This is a genomic window from Pseudomonas sp. GM25 (assembly GCF_000282255.1).
Lineage (GTDB): Bacteria > Pseudomonadota > Gammaproteobacteria > Pseudomonadales > Pseudomonadaceae > Aquipseudomonas > Aquipseudomonas aphyarum.
Map to the genome: position 1 here is coordinate 72,280 of NZ_AKJQ01000059.1, position 18,803 is coordinate 91,082.

Genomic DNA, 18,803 nt, shown 5'->3' on the forward strand with positions numbered 1-18,803 from the left:
TGCCTGTAATGGTGTTTGGAAAAAGGACTGCAATGACTCCCCGTACCGCCCTCGGCGCCCTGCATATCGGCGCACTGATGTTCGGCCTGACCGGCGTTTTCGGCAAACTTGCGGCCGCTACGCCCGCCGTCATCGTGTTCGGACGCGCTGCGTTCGCCGTGCTGGCTCTGGCGTTTTTCGCCCGTTTTGCCCAACAGGGCGGCTGGCAGAAATTGCAGGCCGTCGACTGGCGGCGACTTGCCCTGAGCGGCGTGCTGCTGGCCGGGCACTGGGTGAGCTTCTTTATTGCGGTCAAGGTCGCGGGTGTCGCCATTGCGACCCTGGGCTTCGCCAGTTTCCCGGCCTTCACGGTGATCCTCGAAGGGCTGATCTTCCGCGAACGCATCCGCATCAACGAAATCGTGCTGGTGGTGCTGGTCAGTGTCGGACTGGTGCTGGTGACCCCGGCGTTCGATCTGGCCAGCGGCGCGACCACGGGCCTGCTCTGGGCGATCCTGTCCGGCCTGCTGTTTTCGCTGTTGTCACTGACCAACCGCGCCAGCTCCGGGCGCATCCCGGCGGTGCAGGCGGCGCTGTGTCAGAACGTGGTGGTGGCATTGTGTCTGCTGCCGGTGGCGGCGCCGCAATTGAGCGAAGTGCGCGCCATCGACTGGTTGTGGATCGGTCTGCTCGGGGTGTTCTGCACCGGCGTCGCCCACAGCCTGTTCGTCGCCAGCCTCGCGGTAATCAAGGCGCGTACCGCCGCGGTGGTGTTCGCCATGGAGCCGGTGTACGGGATTACCGTGGCCTGGCTGCTGTTCGATGAAGATCCGACCTTGCGCATGTTGATCGGCGGCGCGCTGATCATCGTCGCCATCGTGGTGTCGAGCCGGATGTCAGGCAGCAGCGACAAGAAAACCGTCGCGGCCGAGGCCGCCTCTCACTGACTGCGGTCGTTGTGGCCGAGGTCGCGGTCCGGATCGATCTGGTCGCGCACCCGCTGCTTGAGCACCTTGGCTTCGGGGAAACCGCCGTCGGCCTTGCGTTCCCAGATCTGCACGTCGTTGCAGCTGATGTGGAACACCCCGCCGGTGCCCGGCACCAGTGACACTTTGCCCAGATCGTCGCCGAAGGTGCTGAGCAGCTCTTGCGCCAGCCACGCGGCGCGCAACAGCCACTGGCATTGCGTGCAATAAGTGATGACGATTTCCGGTTTTGTGACGGTCATGATCGCTAAAACTCCTGAGCCAGAGGGCGCCGCTATAATAGCCGGCTTTATCGCTCGCCCCGAGACTCACGATGCGTCGTCTTCTGATCTGCCTGTTGCTTGGTTTCCTACCGCTGTTCGTTCATGCCAGTGAGGCAACGCGCCCGAAAGTCGGCCTGGTGCTGTCCGGCGGCGCGGCCCGTGGCCTGGCGCACATCGGTGTGCTCAAGGCCCTGGAAGAACAAGGCATCAAGATCGATGCGATTGCCGGCACCAGCATGGGCGCGGTGGTCGGCGGGCTGTACGCCTCGGGCTACAAGATCGACGAGCTGGAAAAACTCGCCCTGACCATCGACTGGCAGCAAGCGCTGTCCGACGCCCCGCCCCGTGAAGACGTACCGTTCCGGCGCAAGCAGGACGACCGCGACTTTCTGGTGAAACAGAAGCTGAGCTTTCGCGATGACGGCAGCCTCGGCCTGCCATTGGGCGTGATTCAGGGCCAGAACCTCGCGCTGCTGCTGGAAAGCCTGCTGGCCCATACCAGCGACACCCGGGATTTCGACAAGCTGCCGATCCCGTTCCGCGCCGTGACCACCGACATCGCCAACGGCGAAAAAGTGGTGTTCCGCAAGGGCCACCTGCCCCAGGTGATCCGCGCCAGCATGTCGATCCCGGCGGTGTTCGCCCCGGTCGAACTCGACGGCAGACTGCTGGTGGATGGCGGCATGACCGACAACATTCCCCTCGACGTAGCCCGTGAAATGGGCGTCGACGTGGCCATCGTGGTCGACATCGGCACCCCGCTGCGCAACCGCAAGCAACTGGTGACCGTGGTCGACGTACTGAACCAGTCGATCACCCTGATGACCCGGCGCAACTCCGAAGAGCAACTGGCGACCCTGCATTCCGATGACGTGCTGATCCAGCCGCCGCTGGCCAGTTTTGGCGCTACCGACTTCGGTCGTGGCCAGGAGATGATCGACGCCGGCTACCGCGCGACCCAGGCCCTGAACGTGCGCCTCGCTCGCCTCAAACCCGTGCAGTCGCAGGACGCCGAACTCAACGCCGCCCGCGCGCCGGGCCAGCGCACGCCGATCATCACCGCGATCAAGGTCGAGAACGACTCGAAAGTCGGCGATGACGTGATCCGCTATTACATCCGCCAGCACATCGGCGAACCGCTGGACCTGGGACGTCTGCAAACCGACATGGGTACCCTGTACGGCCTCGACTACTTCGAGCAGGTGCAATACCGCGTGGTACACAAGGGCGCGGATCACACGCTGGTGATCAGCGCGCGCGGCAAACGTACTGGCACGGATTACCTGCGGGTCGGCCTGAACCTGTCGGACGACATGCGCGGCGACAGCGCTTTCAACCTCGGCGCCAGTTACCGCATGAACGGCATCAACCGCCTCGGTGCGGAATGGCTGACCCGCGCGCAGATCGGCGATAAACAGGAGCTTTACAGCGAGTTCTATCAGCCGCTCGACGTCGGCTCTCGCTACTTTGTGGCGCCTTATGCGTCATTTGCCGCGCAGAACGTCGACTCGGTTCTGGACAACGATCCGATCGCCCAGTATCGCGTCGAGCGCTACGGTTTCGGCCTCAATTTTGGCCGGCAGATCGGCAACAGCGGCGAAGTCCGTTTCGGCGTCGGCGAAGCCTGGGGCAAGGCCGATGTGCGGATCGGCGATCAGGATCTGCCGAGCGAAAACTTCAACGAAGGGTTCTATGCGCTGAAGTATTCCTTCGACTCGCTGGACAACGTCTACTACCCCCACGAAGGCGAAGACATTGGCCTGACGCTGGTGCAGTTCGAACCGAGCCTGGGTTCCGACACGCGCTACCGGCAGTGGGAATTCAAACTGGACAAGGCCATGAGCAGTGGCCCGGACACGCTGATTCTGGGTGGCCGTTACGGCCGCACGCTGGACGATGCCAATGTGGTGACCTCCAGTTTCCTGCTCGGCGGCGCCCGGCAATTGTCCGGTTTCCGCGAGGACGCGATCTCCGGGCAGAACGTCAGCCTGATGCGCGCCGTGTATTACCGCCGCCTCACGCCGCGCTCTTACCTGCCGCTGGACTTCCCGCTGTACGCCGGCGCCTCGCTGGAACGCGGCCGGGCCTGGAACAACGACAATGAGTTCGACAGTGGCTACATCAACGCGGCCAGCGTGTTCATCGGCTTCGATACGCCGCTGGGCCCGCTGAATTTCAGCTATGGCCTGAACGATGCGGATGAACAGGCGGTATACCTGAACCTCGGGCAGACCTTCTGACAGCGCTCAACGAATCCCCGCCAACAGCGTGCGCGCCGTTTGCCTGAGGGGTTCGTCGGCTTCCTTGAGCAGTTCGTTGAGCAAGGCAATGGCGCTGTCGATATCGCCGTCGTCGATGCAGGTCTGGGCCTGTTCGAGCTTGCCGGCGTTGGCGGCGTCCGTGGGTTCTGGGTCAAGGGTTTGCAGTTCCAGTGGCTCCAGTGAGAGCGACGAACCCGGATCGCCAAACTCGTTGAGAAAGTCCTCATCCAGCGGTTGTGCTTCCGGTTCGACGATCCATTCCAGCTCGGCGGTTTCGGCGTCGTGGGGCAGGGTTTCCGGCAACTCGAAATCCTGTGGCAATACCTGCAGATCTGAGCCGAGCGTTGATGGCGGCTGTTCAGGTGCTGTGGTGGCCGGGCGAGTTTCTTCAAGATCCCAACTGGAGGCCATCGAGAGTTGATCCAGATTCAGTTCGAAATTGTCTTCGGGTTCCGGCTCCACAGGGGGTTCGATCGGCAGCGCGGCAATCACCGGGGCCGCCGCCACCAAAGGCGCGGCGCTGACCAGTTTCGGGTAGCGGGCGCGAATCTCCTGCAAGCGCTGATCCTCGACCCCGAGCTGGCGCAGAAGGCTTTCCTGCTCGTCATAGGCCGGCGTGTCGCCCTGCCGTCCCAGCACTTCAAGCAACTGCACGCCGAGGTCGATGCGCTCCGGCTCCCGCTGCAACGCATCACGCAACAGACCGGCGGCCTCGCCCAAGCGTCCGTAGGCCAGATAAATGCCAACCGCTTCCAGCACATCGCCGTTGGCGTGTTCCTCGCGATGTTCGACAGCACTGTGAACGGCACTCGGCTGCATCGGTTCGGCGTCGTCGACCGGGGGGTCGTTTCGTACCGGCAGGAACGGTGTCGGCGACTCAGACCCTTGCGCCTGCTGGCGTTGCCGGCGCACGTACAGTCCCGCCACCAGCAACCCCAGTACCAGCAGCAGTCCGCCGAGCAGCGGCCAGTTGAGTGAATCCTCCTGAGACTCGACCGGGGCAATGACCGGCGCTGGCGCAGGTGCCACGGGTGCAACAGATGCCGGCGGCGCCTGTTGCACTTCAATCAGTCGGGCCTGCAAATCACCGAGCTGTTTCTTGCCGTCAGCGATCAGCACTTCCTGGGCCTGAAGCTTCACGTTCAATTCATCGATGGTTTTTTGCAGTTGCTGATTCTGCACAAGGCTCGCCGCCAGTTGCTGGGCGTCGGCGACCGGAGCCGGCGGCTGCACCGGCGCAGCAGGTTTGGCCGGCGTGGTTGCGGACGGCGCCTCGGGGGTCGGGAATTCCGACGATTGCGCACGCGCAGTTGGCTCATCGGTAGCCGGGACAATCCCCGGAGTACCCGGCGGATCGATCAGCACGGTGTATTCGCGCAGCAGGTGGCCATTGGGCTGATCGAGCTGCACGAGGAAATTCAGAAAGGGTTCGTTGACCGGTTTGCTGGACGTCACCCGGATCATGTTGCGATTGCCGCGCAGGATCGGGGTGAACTTGAGGTCATTGAGAAAGAACACGCGCTCGATGCCGGCGCGGCCAAACTCGTCCGCCGAGGCCAGACGAACCGCCAGTTCGCTTTCGCCGACGCCCCCGACATCCACCAGAGCGATGTCAGCCTTGAGCGGTTGATTGAGGGCTGAATGCACGGTGATGTCACCGAGCCCCAGCGCCAATGACGCGGTGGACCAGGTGAGAACACCGGCCACCAACAGCGAGTTGGCGCAACGCAGTACCACGTGCCGACTTCCGAGCATGAGCATCCCTTAAATAAGCAAAACCGACTTCTATGCGTTCGCACATCCGGTACGAACACGATATTGCCCAGTAGTTCTTATAGTCTGCCCAGCGCGATCTCTCAAAAAAACGGCACGCGGTTGTGCCTCAAGACTTTTCCAGATTGGCCAGAATGTGCCCGTGAACCCGCATGCACACCTTCAGATCCGCCTCATCGACGCCTTCGAACAATTCCTTGCGCAGTTGTGTAGCGATGGTTTCGATCTGTTCGATCAGCGGCAGGGCCGGTGAGCACAGCACGATTTTTTTCGCCCGGCGGTCTTCCATCACGGACTGGCGTTGCACCAGTCCTTGGCTTTCCAGGCTGTCGAGCAGACGGGCCAGGGTCGGCCCTTCGACGCCGACGCTTTGGGCCAGCTCCCGCTGGGTCGGCGCCTCTTCGAAACGCGCCAGATGCAGCAGCACCAGCCAGCGTGCCTGGGACAACCCCAGACCGGCCAGCCGGCGATCCAGTTCGGCACGCCAGCCACGGGACATCTGGGCCAATTGCATGCCAAAACGGTGTTGATCGGTTAACGGCATAAAACACTCATGATTAGACTGAACAAATAGAGAAAAACTAATTATTAGTCAGCTAAGCATGACATTTGCCTATAGGCAAGAGGCGTCCTGTACTGAATCGTTACAACCGTATAACGGTTGGCACAAACGCCCTCTTACATTTCAAACTCGGATTGCAGTGCAGCCCGCACGCAGTAAAGCACGCCCTCCGGTACGCGACCGGCAAACAGCTCGGCCACTTCGGCGACCGACGGCAACTCGCCTTCGCCGTCGAGGAACGCATCCTGGACTTCCCCCATCAGGTCTTCCGGCAAATCCAGCGCTTGCTCGAGCGAAAGCTGCTGCTTGCCGATGGCTTCGGCGAGCATGGTGTAGACGTTCTTTTCCGAGCACTGCAATTGGCCGGAGATCTGCAACGGCGTCATACCGGCGCGGGCCAGGGTGATCAGTTCGTGACGCACGTCGGCCACCACTTTCGGCGCCTCGGCCTCGCCGCCGAGCACTTCGAGGAAGGCCTCGCCGTAACGCTCCAGCTTGCGCGCGCCGACGCCGCTGACCCGGGCCATGTCCGCCAGCGAGGTCGGCTGGCTGCGGAGCATTTCCAGCAGGGTCGAGTCGGGGAAGATGACATACGGCGGCACGCCGTGTTCTTCCGCCAGTTTGCGCCGCAGGGCACGCAATGCTTCCCATTGTTCGCGCTCTTCGCCGCGCACCAGTTGACTGGCCGGGCTCTTGCTGCCGCTCTTGGCGCTGACTTGCGGTTTGAGGTCGCGGCGCAGCTCCAGGCTCACTTCGCCCTTGAGCAGCGGCCGGCAGGTGTCGCTCAGGCGCAGCCCGCCATAACCTTCGTGATCGACATCGGCCAGACCACGGGCAACCAACTGACGGAACAGCGAGCGCCATTCGCTCTCGCTCAGCGCCTTGCCGACGCCGTACACCGACAGGTGCTGATGACCGAAGCTGCGAACCTTTTCGTTGTCCTTGCCCAGCAATACGTCCACCAGATGGCCGACGCCGTAACGCTGGCCGGTGCGATAGATTGCCGACAGCGCCTGACGCGCAGGCTCGGTGGCGTCCCAGGTCTGCACGCCGTCAGTGCAGTTGTCGCAGTGGCCGCACGGCTCGGGCATGTCTTCGTCAAAGTACGCCAGCAGCGCCTGACGGCGGCAGCGGGTTTCTTCGCAGAGCGAGAGCATGGCGTCGAGCTTGTGCTGCTCCAGACGCTTGTGGCGTTCGTCGCCTTCGGAGTTCTGCAGCATCTGCTTGAGCATCACCACGTCTTGCAGACCGTAGGCCATCCACGCGTCCGCCGGCAGACCGTCACGGCCGCCGCGCCCGGTTTCCTGGTAATACGCCTCAAGGGATTTCGGCAGGTCGAGGTGAGCGACGAAACGCACGTTGGGTTTGTCGATGCCCATGCCGAACGCCACGGTGGCGACCATGATCAGGCCTTCCTCGTTGAGGAAGCGTTTCTGGTGATAGGCGCGCAGATCATTGGGCAGACCGGCGTGATACGGCAGCGCCGGGAAGCCCTGCTCGGTGAGAAACGCGGCCACCTCCTCCACCTTCTTGCGCGACAGGCAGTAGACGATGCCGGCATCGCTGCGCCGCTCGGCGAGGAACGCCAGCAACTGCTTGCGCGGCTGCTCCTTGGGCACGATGCGGTAGAAGATGTTCGGCCGGTCGAAGCTTGAGAGGAAGCGCTCGGCGTTCTGCAAATGCAGGCGAGTGACGATTTCTTCGCGGGTGCGCTTGTCGGCGGTGGCGGTCAGGGCGATGCGCGGCACGTCGGGGAACATTTCCGCCAACTGCCCCAGTTGCAGGTATTCCGGACGGAAGTCGTGACCCCATTGCGATACGCAGTGCGCTTCGTCGATGGCGAACAGCGCGATGTTCAAGCCTTGCAGGAACGAAAGCATGCGCGGCTGCACCAGACGCTCCGGCGCCAGATACAGCATTTTCACTTCACCGCGCTTGATCCGGTTGGCGAGGTCGCGCTGCTGTTCGGCGCTCAGGGTGGAGTTCAACGCGGCAGCAGCCACGCCCAGCTCTTCGAGGGTGGCGACCTGATCGTCCATCAGCGCAATCAGCGGCGATACCACCACTGCCAGACCGTCGCGCAGCAGCGCCGGCACCTGGAAACACAGGGATTTACCACCGCCGGTCGGCATCAGGACAAGGGCATCACCGCCACTGGCCACGCGCTCAATGATTGCACCCTGACGGCCACGGAAACTGTCGTAGCCGAAGATGTCCTTGAGGACGCGTTGAGCCTGTTCGAGCATAAAAACTCCAAAAATCCACCGAAACATCCCTGCACAGGCTGGTTCAAGACAGCCGAGGCTGCTTTAAACAAAACGTAAGCGCGCATTGCATCGCGCCCTGGACAATCAGCCGCGACACCGGCAGGGATCGCAAAGCGCGGCAGTATACCCGAGCCCTCCCCGGCAAAGGGCACCGCCGATAAGAAGCTTGTGCGGGCAAATCTGCCGTGCGGCTGGCTTGAGGGCTCAAGAAGGCCTAGAATTCCCGCATTGTTTATTCCCCCAAGGTAGCCCTTTAATGTCCTTCGCCGAGCAACTAACCCGCCTGCAAGTCTTCCTCGACGCCGACGAGCTGCATGAAGAGGCGCTGGACTACGTGGCCGCTCACGGCTACCTGACGGCGCTGTCGATCTGCGCCGACGTGGTGCCGGATCGTGAGTGGATCGACGCCCTGTTCGCCGAAGAGCCGCATTACAGCAGCGAAGCCCAGCGCGAAGAGATCGAAGCCACGCTGATCGGCCTGAAAGCCCACATCGCCCGCCAACTGGCCTCCGATGAAGAATTCGAGCTGCCATGCGAACTGGACCTGGGCGACGACCCGGACGATTCCGAACTGCGCGGCTGGTGCATCGGCTTCATGGAAGGCGTGTTCCTGCGCGAAGCGGCCTGGTTCGAAACCGCCGAAGAAGAAGTCAGCGAGATGCTCCTGCCGATCATGGTTGGTTCGGGCCTGTTCGACGAACAGCCTGAGTTCGAAGACATCGCCAAGGACGCCAACCTGATGGACGACATGATCGTGCAGATCCCGGAAGCCCTGACCGCGCTGTACCTGCTGTGCCAGGCGCCCGACGAAAAACCGGCGATCCTCAAGCCACGTCACCACTAAGATCCGGCCTATGGACTACCCCATAGGCAACCGCCCCCTGATGTTGCGCTACATCCTGCTGGCCATCGGCTGGCTCAGCGTGGCATTGGGGGTGATCGGGATTTTCCTGCCTGTTCTCCCCACTACCCCCTTCCTGCTGCTGGCAGCCGCGTGCTTTGCCCGCAGCTCTCCGCGTTTCTATCAATGGCTGGTCGAGCATCCCCGGCTCGGGCCATGGATCCGCGACTACCTCGACGGCAACGGCATTCCGCTCAAGGGCAAGGTCTATGCGATCGGGCTGATGTGGGCGAGCATTCTGTTCTCGTGCTACCTGGTGCCGCTGCCTTGGGCGCGCGGGTTCATGCTGACCAGTGCGGTGCTGGTGACGATTTATATCTTGCGGCAGAAGACGTTGCGTAAATCCTGACCATTCGTCTTGAAACCTCGCTCACCTGTCAGATCTGACAGGTGACACTCCCAATTGGCCAGTGTTTGATAACTCCTGCGTCCCCACCTCGCCGGAGCATCGACATGGCTACACCTAACTCACCGCAAAACACCACATTGGCGCTGGCACCTCCTTTCGTGCAGGGCGCCACTATCCCAGTTATCGGCGCGCATATCGGTATCCCGCTTGCCATTTCCAACCTGGTCCCCGACGGCCTGGGCGCGAGAGTTCGAATCGATCCGCCACAGGCAGGCACGGTAGATCCGTCCGATACCATCGTGCTGATGCTCAAGGGTGAGTTGGCACCTCTGGACAGCAAGCTTGTCGGCAACCCGAACGCCCCGATTGAAATGCGTATTCCAGTGGGTCGACTGAACCACGCCCGAGTCAACGAGCTGTACTACGACATTATCCGCAACAGCCAAAACGTCGGATCTTCCACACCGATGCTGGAAGCGCTCTTCAACATGATCCGACCCGGCCTCAAAGACGTCCGACCCGATATCGTGGGTCATTCCGAACTCGGTATGACGCTGGCTGACGAAATCAAGAACGGCGTCGGGCCAGGGTTTGTCAGTGCACAGGTGTGCTTCACCTATCCCTATTGCCGGGCCTACGACACGATCACGCTCAAGTGCAATGGGGAGATCGCCACTTTCAAGGTGGGTGCCAATGAGGCACCGCAACCACCGGATCCCGGCTCGGCGGCGCCGACCACCGTGTGCTTTACCGTGGATCGCGCATTCCTCGACAAAGCCATCAGGCCGAGCGGCACGCTGGACTTTTCATACACAGCGACTGATCAATACCTCAATACACCCGACCCCGACGCCGTGTGGTCAACCTCGCAAACCGTCGACGAGAACCTGGCGGGCAAGCGTTTTGCAGCGATGATCTACCGTGAGCGGTCCAACGACCCGAACGATCCGTCTGAAATTATCGATCTGGAACTGCTGGGAAAAAACCAACTGCAAGTGATTGTGCTGACCAACGACCCGCGCCTGCTTGCGGGGGATGTCATCGATGGAACCTATACGGCAAGCGCTGAAGGTAAACCCGATATCGTGGTGCCGTTGAGGGGAGTCGTGGAAGCCGACGAGTTCGGACAGAAAAAGGTCGTGATCCTGTGGGTAGACAATGACAAGGTGATCGCCGGCAGCACAGTGAAGAGCGTGTATGCGGTGCTGCGCAATGGCACGTCTATCGGCCAATCGGTAGCGGCCATGGCACGTGTGGTGGGTGAAGGGGGACCGGATCTGCTGCGACCACGGCTTCAGAAGTCAGTGGCCGGGGTTCTGGACTCGTTGAATCCTTCTAACCTGAAAGGTGCAAACGGCCAGGTGGAAGTGCTCGGTTTCCGTGGGGGCGACGAGGTAAAACTGATTGTCGAAGGAGCGCTGGGGGCTGGTTCGCCGGTATTCGATTTCAAACCGTTGAATACAGCCAGCCGGGCCAACTTTCCGTTGAACAGCGCATGTCTTGCGGCGAACATGGGTAAGTATTTGAAGTTACGTTATATATTGCGGCGCAATGGCAAGCTGTACGACTCGCAAGTATTGGATGCTTCGGTGAAAAGAATTGCCGATTATGACCCCGCGTTGCCTGTACCGACTATCAATATGGAAACAGGGAGTGCTCTGGACATTCCGAAACTACCTCAAGGTACCAAGGCTCAGGTGGAGGAGTGGGCACATCAACAGGACGATCAGAGTGGATCGTTGAAGTATGAAGGATTCGACAAAAATGGTGTACCGGTCGTGTTTCAAGACTTGATAGATCAACCACTCGGCGCTGGGCCGGGTCTTCAGCGCGATGCACCGCTTGAATGGTTCAAGACACTCCAGAATAAATCTACTGTGAAAATGATCGTCAGCGTAAATTATGATGGTCAACCGACGTCGAGAGTCGTTCTCCCAATACGTGAATACCTGATCAACACTACAGAGGAGTTGGCAATAGAACAAAAGACGATGATGCTGACTGGTCTGACCGTGAAAACCAATGTATTCCCACTCTTGCGTGACTCTCCCGGCAATACCGAAAAGCGAAACGCGACAGGTGGTGAACTCCCCATTAAATATAGGTCCCTCAATTCTAACATTGCGTCTGTCGATGCCGATGGAAAAGTAACCGGGAATAGTGACGGCGACACACGCATCGAAGCGGAAGATAAAACCGGAAAAGTAGTGGCTTACAGCGTTAGCGTAAGAAATGTTTCACAGCTTGCTATCAATAACACCCCGCAGACTTTCAATTCAGCAGTCTATTGGATGTCGCAGGTAAGAGGAACGCCAGTTACTGCCGCGGCGTACAACAATATAATCTGGATGTACGGGCAATGGATGCCAATTTATAAACACTATTGGCTGTGCGACCAGCAAATTTGCGGCATCAACAGTAGAGCTTTTTTTCATCACGAATACCGCAGCCTTTACTGTGCGGACCCAAATGCAGACTTCGCCGGTGCGTGGTGCCTGATTAGGTGAAAGCACAACTTTACGCATTGCCCGCTTCCGTTCAATGCGAAAAAGTACTAAAAGCGGACGTATTCATTGACCCGTCCCATACCCGAAACCCGCCCTTCCCTTCAACCGGGACGGCGGGTTTTGTCGTTTCCACACCTTCGAAAACCGCTGTTGAATAGCGTTGAAGCTTGTGTCCTCAAAGCCACGCAACCTTGCGCCTTTGCCTACGCATCCGCCAGAATCCGCCGGCTTGTGCGCCTTGGGGGCGGGTTCTATTGTTTGGCGGTCGCTGAAAAGCAGCGATCGGGTTTAGCAGCCCGGATCAACTCTAGACGCACAATGCCGTTCGTTCGTGATCAGGCTCACGCCTGTCCGTTCACGTTATGGCGGCTTTGCGTGGGGCACTTCGGTGCGCCGGGTTCTAGAGTCCTGGTCTGCTAACCCGCGTACGGCCGCCACCTCTTTCGTTTAGCAGCGAAGCGTGGCGCCTCCACAACTCTAGAGGCTTTATCCATGATCAAACCCACGCCAAACCCGCCAGAAGTCGATACGACTTCCCCCTACGAAACCCTCGATTCAAAGACATTCCACGAAGCCGCCGAGCGCGCCCTCGATCACTACCTCAATCCCCTCCTCCCCCGAAAACCGCTGCTCAAACCCAACACCCGCTACCTCATCGCTCCCGGTATCGACAGTGAAGAACTGCTGGCCGACGCCTGCGAAACCCTGACTTCGGCCAAGACCATGGCCAATGACTTCGCCGGTCTAGTGGACGGGTCGCATCGGCATGTGTTGTTGGGGATTGCGCAGTTGATCATGCTGGGTGAGCTGGCGGTGAATCGGGTGCTGGATAATCTGGAGTTGAAGGCTGAGGCGCCCGCTGTAGCCTGATCGCCTGATCGTTCCCACGCTCTGCGTGGGAATGCAGCCCGGGACGCTCCGCGTCCCAAAGAGCGGACGCAGAGCGTCCATTGAGGCATTCCCACGCGGAGCGTGGGAACGATCGAGCCTCTGTCGCCTGCGAAAAGAAAAACCCGCCGTCCCGTTTGATCGGGGCGGCGGGTTTTGTCGTTTCAGCGTTCAGATCAGACCGTGTCCACCTTCAACGAATGATCATTGAGCATGCCGTTGATGATCGTCGCCGTGTCGTGCCCGCTGGCAATCAACCCACCCGCGCCCGGCGTTACACCGTAGTGGCTGGCCAGGTTGACGCCGGCCAGGTCGATGGTCTGGTTCGGTGTGGCGCCGGCCATGGCGCTGACGTCGATGCTGGTCATGACCGAGGCGCCGCTGCCGGTGACGGTGAAGTGCAGGTAGTCATCCAGTGACGCCGACGTGCCGTTTTCACCTTGCAGCAGTTGCGACAGGTCGAGCTTGTCGGTGCCGGGGGTGAAGTCGGTGACGAGGTCATGACCGCTGTTGCCCTTGAGCCACTGGAAGGTGTCGGCGCCCGGCCCGCCGGTCAGGGTGTTGTTGCCCATCCCGCCGATCAGCAGGTCATCACCCCCACCGCCGTTGAGGATGTCGTTGCCCAGGCCGCCATTGATCACGTTGTTATTGTTGTCGCCGGTGAGGGTGTCGTTGAAGTTCGAACCGACGAGGTTTTCGATGCCGGTCAGGGTGTCTGTCCCGGCGCCAATGGTGTTTTGCGCACCGAGCAGGCCGAGGTTGACCGTCACCCCGGCGGTCGCGTGGGCGTAGCTGGCGGTGTCGATGCCAGTGCCACCGTCGAGCAGGTCGTTGCCCGGGCCGCTGTAGAGCAAGTCGTTGCCGGCGCCACCGTGCAGTTCGTTGTTGCCGGAGCCTGCGGTGAGCACATCGTTGCCGTCGCCGGCGTTGATGATGTTGTCGCCGGTGCCGGCCACCAGTACGTCATCGCCCGAGGTGCCGGTGAGGGTGTGGCCGTCCTGATAGCTGATGGTCACGTTCGCCGTGTCGCTGCCGCCATGGTTGTCGTTGGCGGTGTAGGTGCCGTGGTAGTCCGGGGTGATGTCGTGGGCCCCGGCGTAGTTGAGGGTCATGGTCAGTTGGTAGTTCTCCGCCGCGTTGGCGTTGCTGCCCGTGGTATTGGTGATGTTGGTGATGTGGATCTGGTAGACGCCGTCGGACGTCGCGGTCAAGGTCTGGCCGTCCGCGAGGGCGATGTAGGCGCCGCCGTTGATCGAGTACTCCATGGTGATGTGACCGGCCGCCAGGTTGTGGTCCAGGTTGAGGGTTTCGCCCTGGCGCAGGTTGACGGTGATGCGGTCTTCATCGTTGGCGTTGGTGTTGGTCACCGCGCCGAGGTAGCCGCTGACCACCAGCACGGCGGTCATGGTCGCGGCGTTGGCGCTGAACGAGTTACGCACGTTGGCCAGGTTCTGGTTGGCGGCGGTGTTGGCGTTGGTGCCGGTGAAGCTGATCGCGCCGGTGCCGGTGAAGTCTGCCGACTTGGAGATCCAGCCGGTGTTGAACGAGGTCGGCGTGGCGTTAAGCGTATCGCCGTTCGGGTCGGTGTCGTTGGCCAGCAACAGCTCGCCCGGCACCACGATGTTGCCCGACAGCACGTTGGTGATGATGTGGTCGTCCACCGCCACCGGAGGCGCGTTGGGGATCACTTTCACGGTCAGCGTCGAGCTGGCGAGATCGCCATCGTTGTCGCTGAGGGTGAAGCCGATGTTCTCGGTGATCACTACGGCGGTGGTTTTCTGCGAGGTGTAGCTGTAGTCGCCGGTGTCGAGGTTGACCACCAGGGTGCCGCTGTTGTTGGTGGCGATGCTCAGGGTGTTGTTCACCGTGTTGAACGTGCCGTGGTTGGCGCCGCCGCTGGCGACCAATGAGCCCTGGCCACCGTTGGCTTTCGGGTCATAGGTGTAGGTGGTGCCGTCGACCACGATGGATTTGATGAACCCGCCATCGGCGCCGAACGTGCCGCCCTCGCCCAGCAGCGAACCGGTGACCGGCGCGCCCTGCACAGTGCCGGACAGCACCGAGTTGAGCTGGTTGAGATCAGTGACCACCACCGCGTTGGTGTTGGTGTGCGTGATGCCGTCGTACGCCAGCGGATCGAGGTTGGCGTTGCTCACGCCGCTGCCCAGGCCGATCGCGTAGTTCTTGATGTTGTTGGCATCGAGGAACGCCTTGAGTGTCGCTTCGTCGGCGGTGCCGATGTCACCCTCGTTGGGTTTGCCGTCGGAGAAGAAGTAGCCGACGTTCTGCGCCCCGGTGAGTTTGCCCGAGGTGTTGAACGCGTTGTACATGGTCGCCACGGCCGCGTCGTAGTTGGTGCCGCCGCCCGCGCTGAGGCCGGCCAGTATCGTCTTGGCCGTGGCGACATCGACCCACACCGAAGTGCGGTCAGTGGCGTTGCTGCTGAAGGTGACGAGTTGCACTTTCACATCACCCAGATCGTCGTACTTGTCGAGCAAGGCGCTGATCGCCTGCTTGGCCAGTTCCAGCCGCGACAGGCCCGGTACGCCGGAGGCGTCGGCCATGCTGCCGGAGATGTCGAGGACGATGAGGATGTTGGAGTCGATCTCCACCGCCGCCACCGAACGATCCGACGCCACCGCTTTTGGCACGTCGTCGACGATGTTGACCACGATGGTGCTGGTGGTGCTGTTGCCCAGCGCATCGGTGGCTTTGTAGGTGAAGCTTTCGCTCAGGGTGTTCGGCCCGTCGTTGGCGTTCGGCGTGGTTTTCGGCGCCGAGGTCAGGGTGTAGGTGTAGGTGCCGTCGGCGTTGAGCTGGATCTGGCCGTAAGTGCCGGTAGCGCTGCCGACCAGGGTGTAGGTGATCGCCCCGCTGCCGCCGCTGACCGAACCGACCAGCGTGCCGCTCGCGGTTTCGCCGGTGTTGCTCGGGTCGCTGCCGGTGACCGTGCCGGGGGCCAGGTCTTGCCCGTCCTTGGCCAGGTCGAGGGCTTTTTCGTAGACGGTCACGTCCTGATCGGTCGAGGCCACGAGTTTGCTGTCGGCGACGTTGACGGTGATGGTGGTGGTGCTTTCGTCGCCGTCACTGTCGCGGATGGTGTAGGTGAAGGTGTCGGTGGCGCCCGGCGGGCTCACCGAGTTCGGGTTGCTGTGATAGACCGCGTTGCCGGCCGCATCAAGGGTCAGGTAACCAAAGTTGCCGTTGATGTTGCTGTTGAGACCGCCGATGGCCGAGGTCGCGGTGTTGCTGCCGGCGCGCACGCCGACCACGATCGCCGCGCCATCCGCGCCGCTGATGTCATTGCCCAGCACGCTGATGTTGACCGTGCCGCCCTCTGCCACCGAGCCAGTGTCGGGTTTGGCGGTCGGCAGGTCGTCGACGATGTTGACGTTGATTTGCCCGGTCGCCGTGCTGCCATCGGTGTCCGTCGCCACCACGTTGAAGTTCTCGGTGATGCTGTTGGCGCCGTTGGCGTTGGGGTGGGTTTCGTTATCCACCAGGGTGTAGCTGTAACTCACCACGCCGGTGGTCGGGTTGTAACCGGTGATGGTCAGCGTACTGCCCAGCGGGGTGACGGTCGATTGCGGGAAGCCGGCCGCCACGCCGTTGGTCATCACGGCAATGCCGCCCACGGTCAGGGTTTGTAGACCGTCGAGCGCGGTGACGGTGAAAGTGCCGCTCTGGGTCAGCGCCGGAGTGTTGGGGCTGGTGCCGTCGCTGAGGTTTTTCTCATAGACGGTGAGTTCGCCGCCATTCACGTCGAGGCCGTTGAGGACCACCGGATCATCGTTGTTGTGGATGTTCAGCACCAGGTTGGCGGTGCTGGTGTCGCCGTCGGCATCGGTCAGGGTGTAGGTGAAGGTCTCGGTGCCATTGCCACCGCCGTGCAGGTTTTTGAAGTCTGCATCGTTGGTGTTCAGCGTGTAGGTGTACGTGCCGTTGGCGTTCAGCACCAGGGTGCCGTAAGTACCGGTGAAGGTGCCGGGGGTGATCGGGCCGGCATTCGGGCCGGTCGCCACCACGTCGGCGCCTTGCACGTCGTTGGTCAGCACGTTGCCGTTGAGGGTCAACTGGGTTTCCGACGCGGTGCTGGCGTTGCTGTCGTTGATCGCCTTCGGCACGTCATCGACGATGCTGACCACGATGGTGCTGGTGACGACGTTGCCCAGCGAATCGGTGGCCTGGTAGGTGAAGGTTTCGGTCAGGGTGTTGGCGCCGTCATCGGCGTGCGGGGTGGTACTGGCCGGTGAGGTCAGGGTGTAGGTGTACGTGCCGTTGGGGTTGAGCACGATCTGCCCGTAGTTGCCGGTGGCGCTGCCGACCAGCGCATAGCTGATCGCACCGACCGCGCCGGTGACCGAGCCGACCAAAGTGCCGGACGCGGTTTCCCCGGTGCTGGTCGGATCGCTGCCGGTGACCGTGCCAGGGGCCAGGTCTTGCCCGTCCTTGGTCAGGTCGAGGGCTTTTTCGTACACGGTGACGTCGGTGTCGCTGACCGCGCACAGTTTGCTGTTGGACACGTCGATGGTGATGGTGGTGGTGCTTTCGTCACCGTCGGAATCACGCACGGTGTACACGAACACGTCCACCGCACCCGGGCCGCTCACAGCATTCGGGTTGCTGTGATAGACCGCGTTGCCGTTGGCGTCGAGGGTCAGGTAGCCGTAAGTGCCGTTGATGTTGCTGTTGAGGCCGCCGATGGCCGAAGTCGAGGTGTCGGAGCCGGCGCGCACCCCCACTACCGCGCCACTGGCAGCCGGGCCGTCGGCACCGCCGATGTCGTTGTCCAGCACGTTGCCGCTGACGGTGCCGCCCTCCTGCACCGACGTCGCGTCGGGTTTGGCGGTCGGCAGGTCGTCGATGATGTTGACGTTGATCTGCCCGGTGGCGGTGCTGCCATCGGTGTCGGTCGCCACCACGTTGAAGTTCTCGGTGATGCTGTTGGCACCGTTGGCGGTTGGATGGGTTTCGTTATCCACCAGGGTGTAGCTGTAGCTGACCACACCGGTGACCGGGTCGTATCCGGTAATGGTCAGCGTGCTGCCCAGCGGAGTGACGGTCGATTGCGGGAAGCCTGCCGCGACACCGTTGGTGATCACGGCAATGCCGCCCACGGTCAGGGTTTGCAGACCGTCGAGCGCTGTCACCGTGAAGGTGCCGCTTTGGGTCAGTGCCGGGGTGTTGGGGCTGGTGCCGTCGCTGAGGTTTTTCTCGTAGACGGTCAGCTCGCCACCGTTGACGTCGAGGCCGTTGAGGTACACCTGGTCGTCGTTGTTGTGGATGTTCAGCACCAGGTTGGCGGTGCTGGTATCGCCGTCGGCATCGGTGATGGTGTAGGTGAAGGTTTCAGTGCCGTTGCCGCCGCCGTGCAGGTTTTTGAAGTCTGCATCGTTGGTGTTGAGCGTGTAGGTGTAAGTGCCGTTGGCGTTCAGCACCAAAGTCCCGTAAGTCCCGGTGAAAGTGCCCGCCGTGATCGGGCCGGCATTCGGGCCGGTCGGTACACGGTCGGCGCCTTGCACGTCGTTGGTCAGGACGTTGCCGCTCAGTGTGAGATTGGTTTCCGAAGCAGTACCGGCGTTGCTGTCGTCCACGCCTTTTGGCAGGTCGTCGACGATGTTCACGTCCAGCGTGGCATTGGCGGTGGTGCCGTTGTCATCGACCACGGTCACGGCGAATTGCTCGTTGAGTACGTTGGCACCGTTGGCGGTTGGGTGCGCTTCGTTGTCGACCAGGGTGTAGCTGTAGCTGACGACGCCGGTTGCAGCGTTGAAACCGGTGATGGTCAGTGTGCTGCCCAACGGAGTAACGGTTGATTGCGGGAAGCCTGCCGCCACGCCATTTGTGACTACAGCGATGCCGCCAATGGTCAGTGTGGTGACGCCGTCCAGTGCGGTGATGGTAAAGGTGCCGCTTTGGGTCAGCGCTGGAGCATCGGGGCTGCTGCCGTCGCCGAGGTTTTTTTCATAGACGGTGAGCTCACCGCCATTCACGTCGAGGCCGTTGATGATCACCGGATCGTCGTTGTTGTGGATCTGCAGGACGAGGTTGGCGGTGCTGGTATCGC

At 61.5% G+C, this 18,803-nt stretch carries 11 protein-coding genes; 6 read left to right on the forward strand and 5 right to left on the reverse strand.

The features are described from left to right. Positions 1–32: 32 nt before the first annotated feature. Entirely contained in the window at positions 33–926 is an 894-nt protein-coding gene (locus PMI24_RS23495) for a DMT family transporter (protein ID WP_007958389.1), read from the forward strand. Here PMI24_RS23495 and PMI24_RS23500 read toward each other — a convergent pair. After that, positions 920–1,207 (reverse strand): SelT/SelW/SelH family protein, encoded by a 288-nt coding sequence (locus PMI24_RS23500; protein WP_007958391.1) that lies wholly within the window; start codon positions 1,205–1,207, stop codon positions 920–922. The genes PMI24_RS23495 and PMI24_RS23500 overlap by 7 nt on opposite strands. 71 nt (positions 1,208–1,278) lie before the next feature. Here PMI24_RS23500 and PMI24_RS23505 point away from each other — a divergent pair, with 71 nt between their 5' ends. Then, positions 1,279–3,468 (forward strand): patatin-like phospholipase family protein, encoded by a 2,190-nt coding sequence (locus tag PMI24_RS23505; protein ID WP_007958393.1) that lies wholly within the window; start codon positions 1,279–1,281, stop codon positions 3,466–3,468. A 6-nt stretch (positions 3,469–3,474) separates the two neighbouring features. Here PMI24_RS23505 and PMI24_RS23510 read toward each other — a convergent pair whose 3' ends face one another. From PMI24_RS23510 to recQ, 3 genes are all read right to left on the reverse strand, one after another. Continuing rightward, on the reverse strand, positions 3,475–5,244 hold the full coding sequence (locus tag PMI24_RS23510; protein ID WP_007958396.1) for a FimV/HubP family polar landmark protein: 1,770 nt from the start codon (positions 5,242–5,244) through the stop codon (positions 3,475–3,477). 127 nt (positions 5,245–5,371) lie between these two features. Further along, positions 5,372–5,806 carry a MarR family transcriptional regulator gene (locus tag PMI24_RS23515; RefSeq protein WP_007958397.1) on the reverse strand — a complete coding sequence of 145 codons (435 nt, stop codon included), beginning with the start codon at positions 5,804–5,806 and terminating at the stop codon, positions 5,372–5,374. A 134-nt stretch (positions 5,807–5,940) separates the two neighbouring features. After that, the gene (recQ, locus tag PMI24_RS23520) at positions 5,941–8,070 is read right to left on the reverse strand and encodes a DNA helicase RecQ (RefSeq protein ID WP_007958398.1); all 2,130 of its coding nucleotides are present in this window, start codon (positions 8,068–8,070) and stop codon (positions 5,941–5,943) included. 277 nt (positions 8,071–8,347) lie between these two features. Between recQ and PMI24_RS23525 the strand changes: the two genes are divergently transcribed. From PMI24_RS23525 to PMI24_RS23540, 4 genes are all read left to right on the forward strand, one after another. After that, positions 8,348–8,935 (forward strand): UPF0149 family protein, encoded by a 588-nt coding sequence (locus PMI24_RS23525; protein WP_007958400.1) that lies wholly within the window; start codon positions 8,348–8,350, stop codon positions 8,933–8,935. A gap of 10 nt (positions 8,936–8,945) precedes the next feature. Then, positions 8,946–9,341 carry a YbaN family protein gene (locus PMI24_RS23530; RefSeq protein ID WP_007958403.1) on the forward strand — a complete coding sequence of 132 codons (396 nt, stop codon included), beginning with the start codon at positions 8,946–8,948 and terminating at the stop codon, positions 9,339–9,341. Between the two features lie 104 nt (positions 9,342–9,445). Continuing rightward, a complete protein-coding gene (locus tag PMI24_RS28600) occupies positions 9,446–11,848 on the forward strand; it encodes an Ig-like domain-containing protein (RefSeq protein ID WP_007958415.1) in 2,403 nt (800 codons plus the stop codon). Positions 11,849–12,340: 492 nt separating this feature from the next. After that, complete coding sequence (locus tag PMI24_RS23540) at positions 12,341–12,718, forward strand: DUF6124 family protein (protein ID WP_007958422.1); 378 nt, start codon at positions 12,341–12,343, stop codon at positions 12,716–12,718. 194 nt (positions 12,719–12,912) lie between these two features. Here PMI24_RS23540 and PMI24_RS23545 read toward each other — a convergent pair. Then, positions 12,913–18,803 (reverse strand): Ig-like domain-containing protein (locus PMI24_RS23545; protein WP_007958424.1); only part of this gene is annotated, 5,891 nt, incomplete at its 5' end.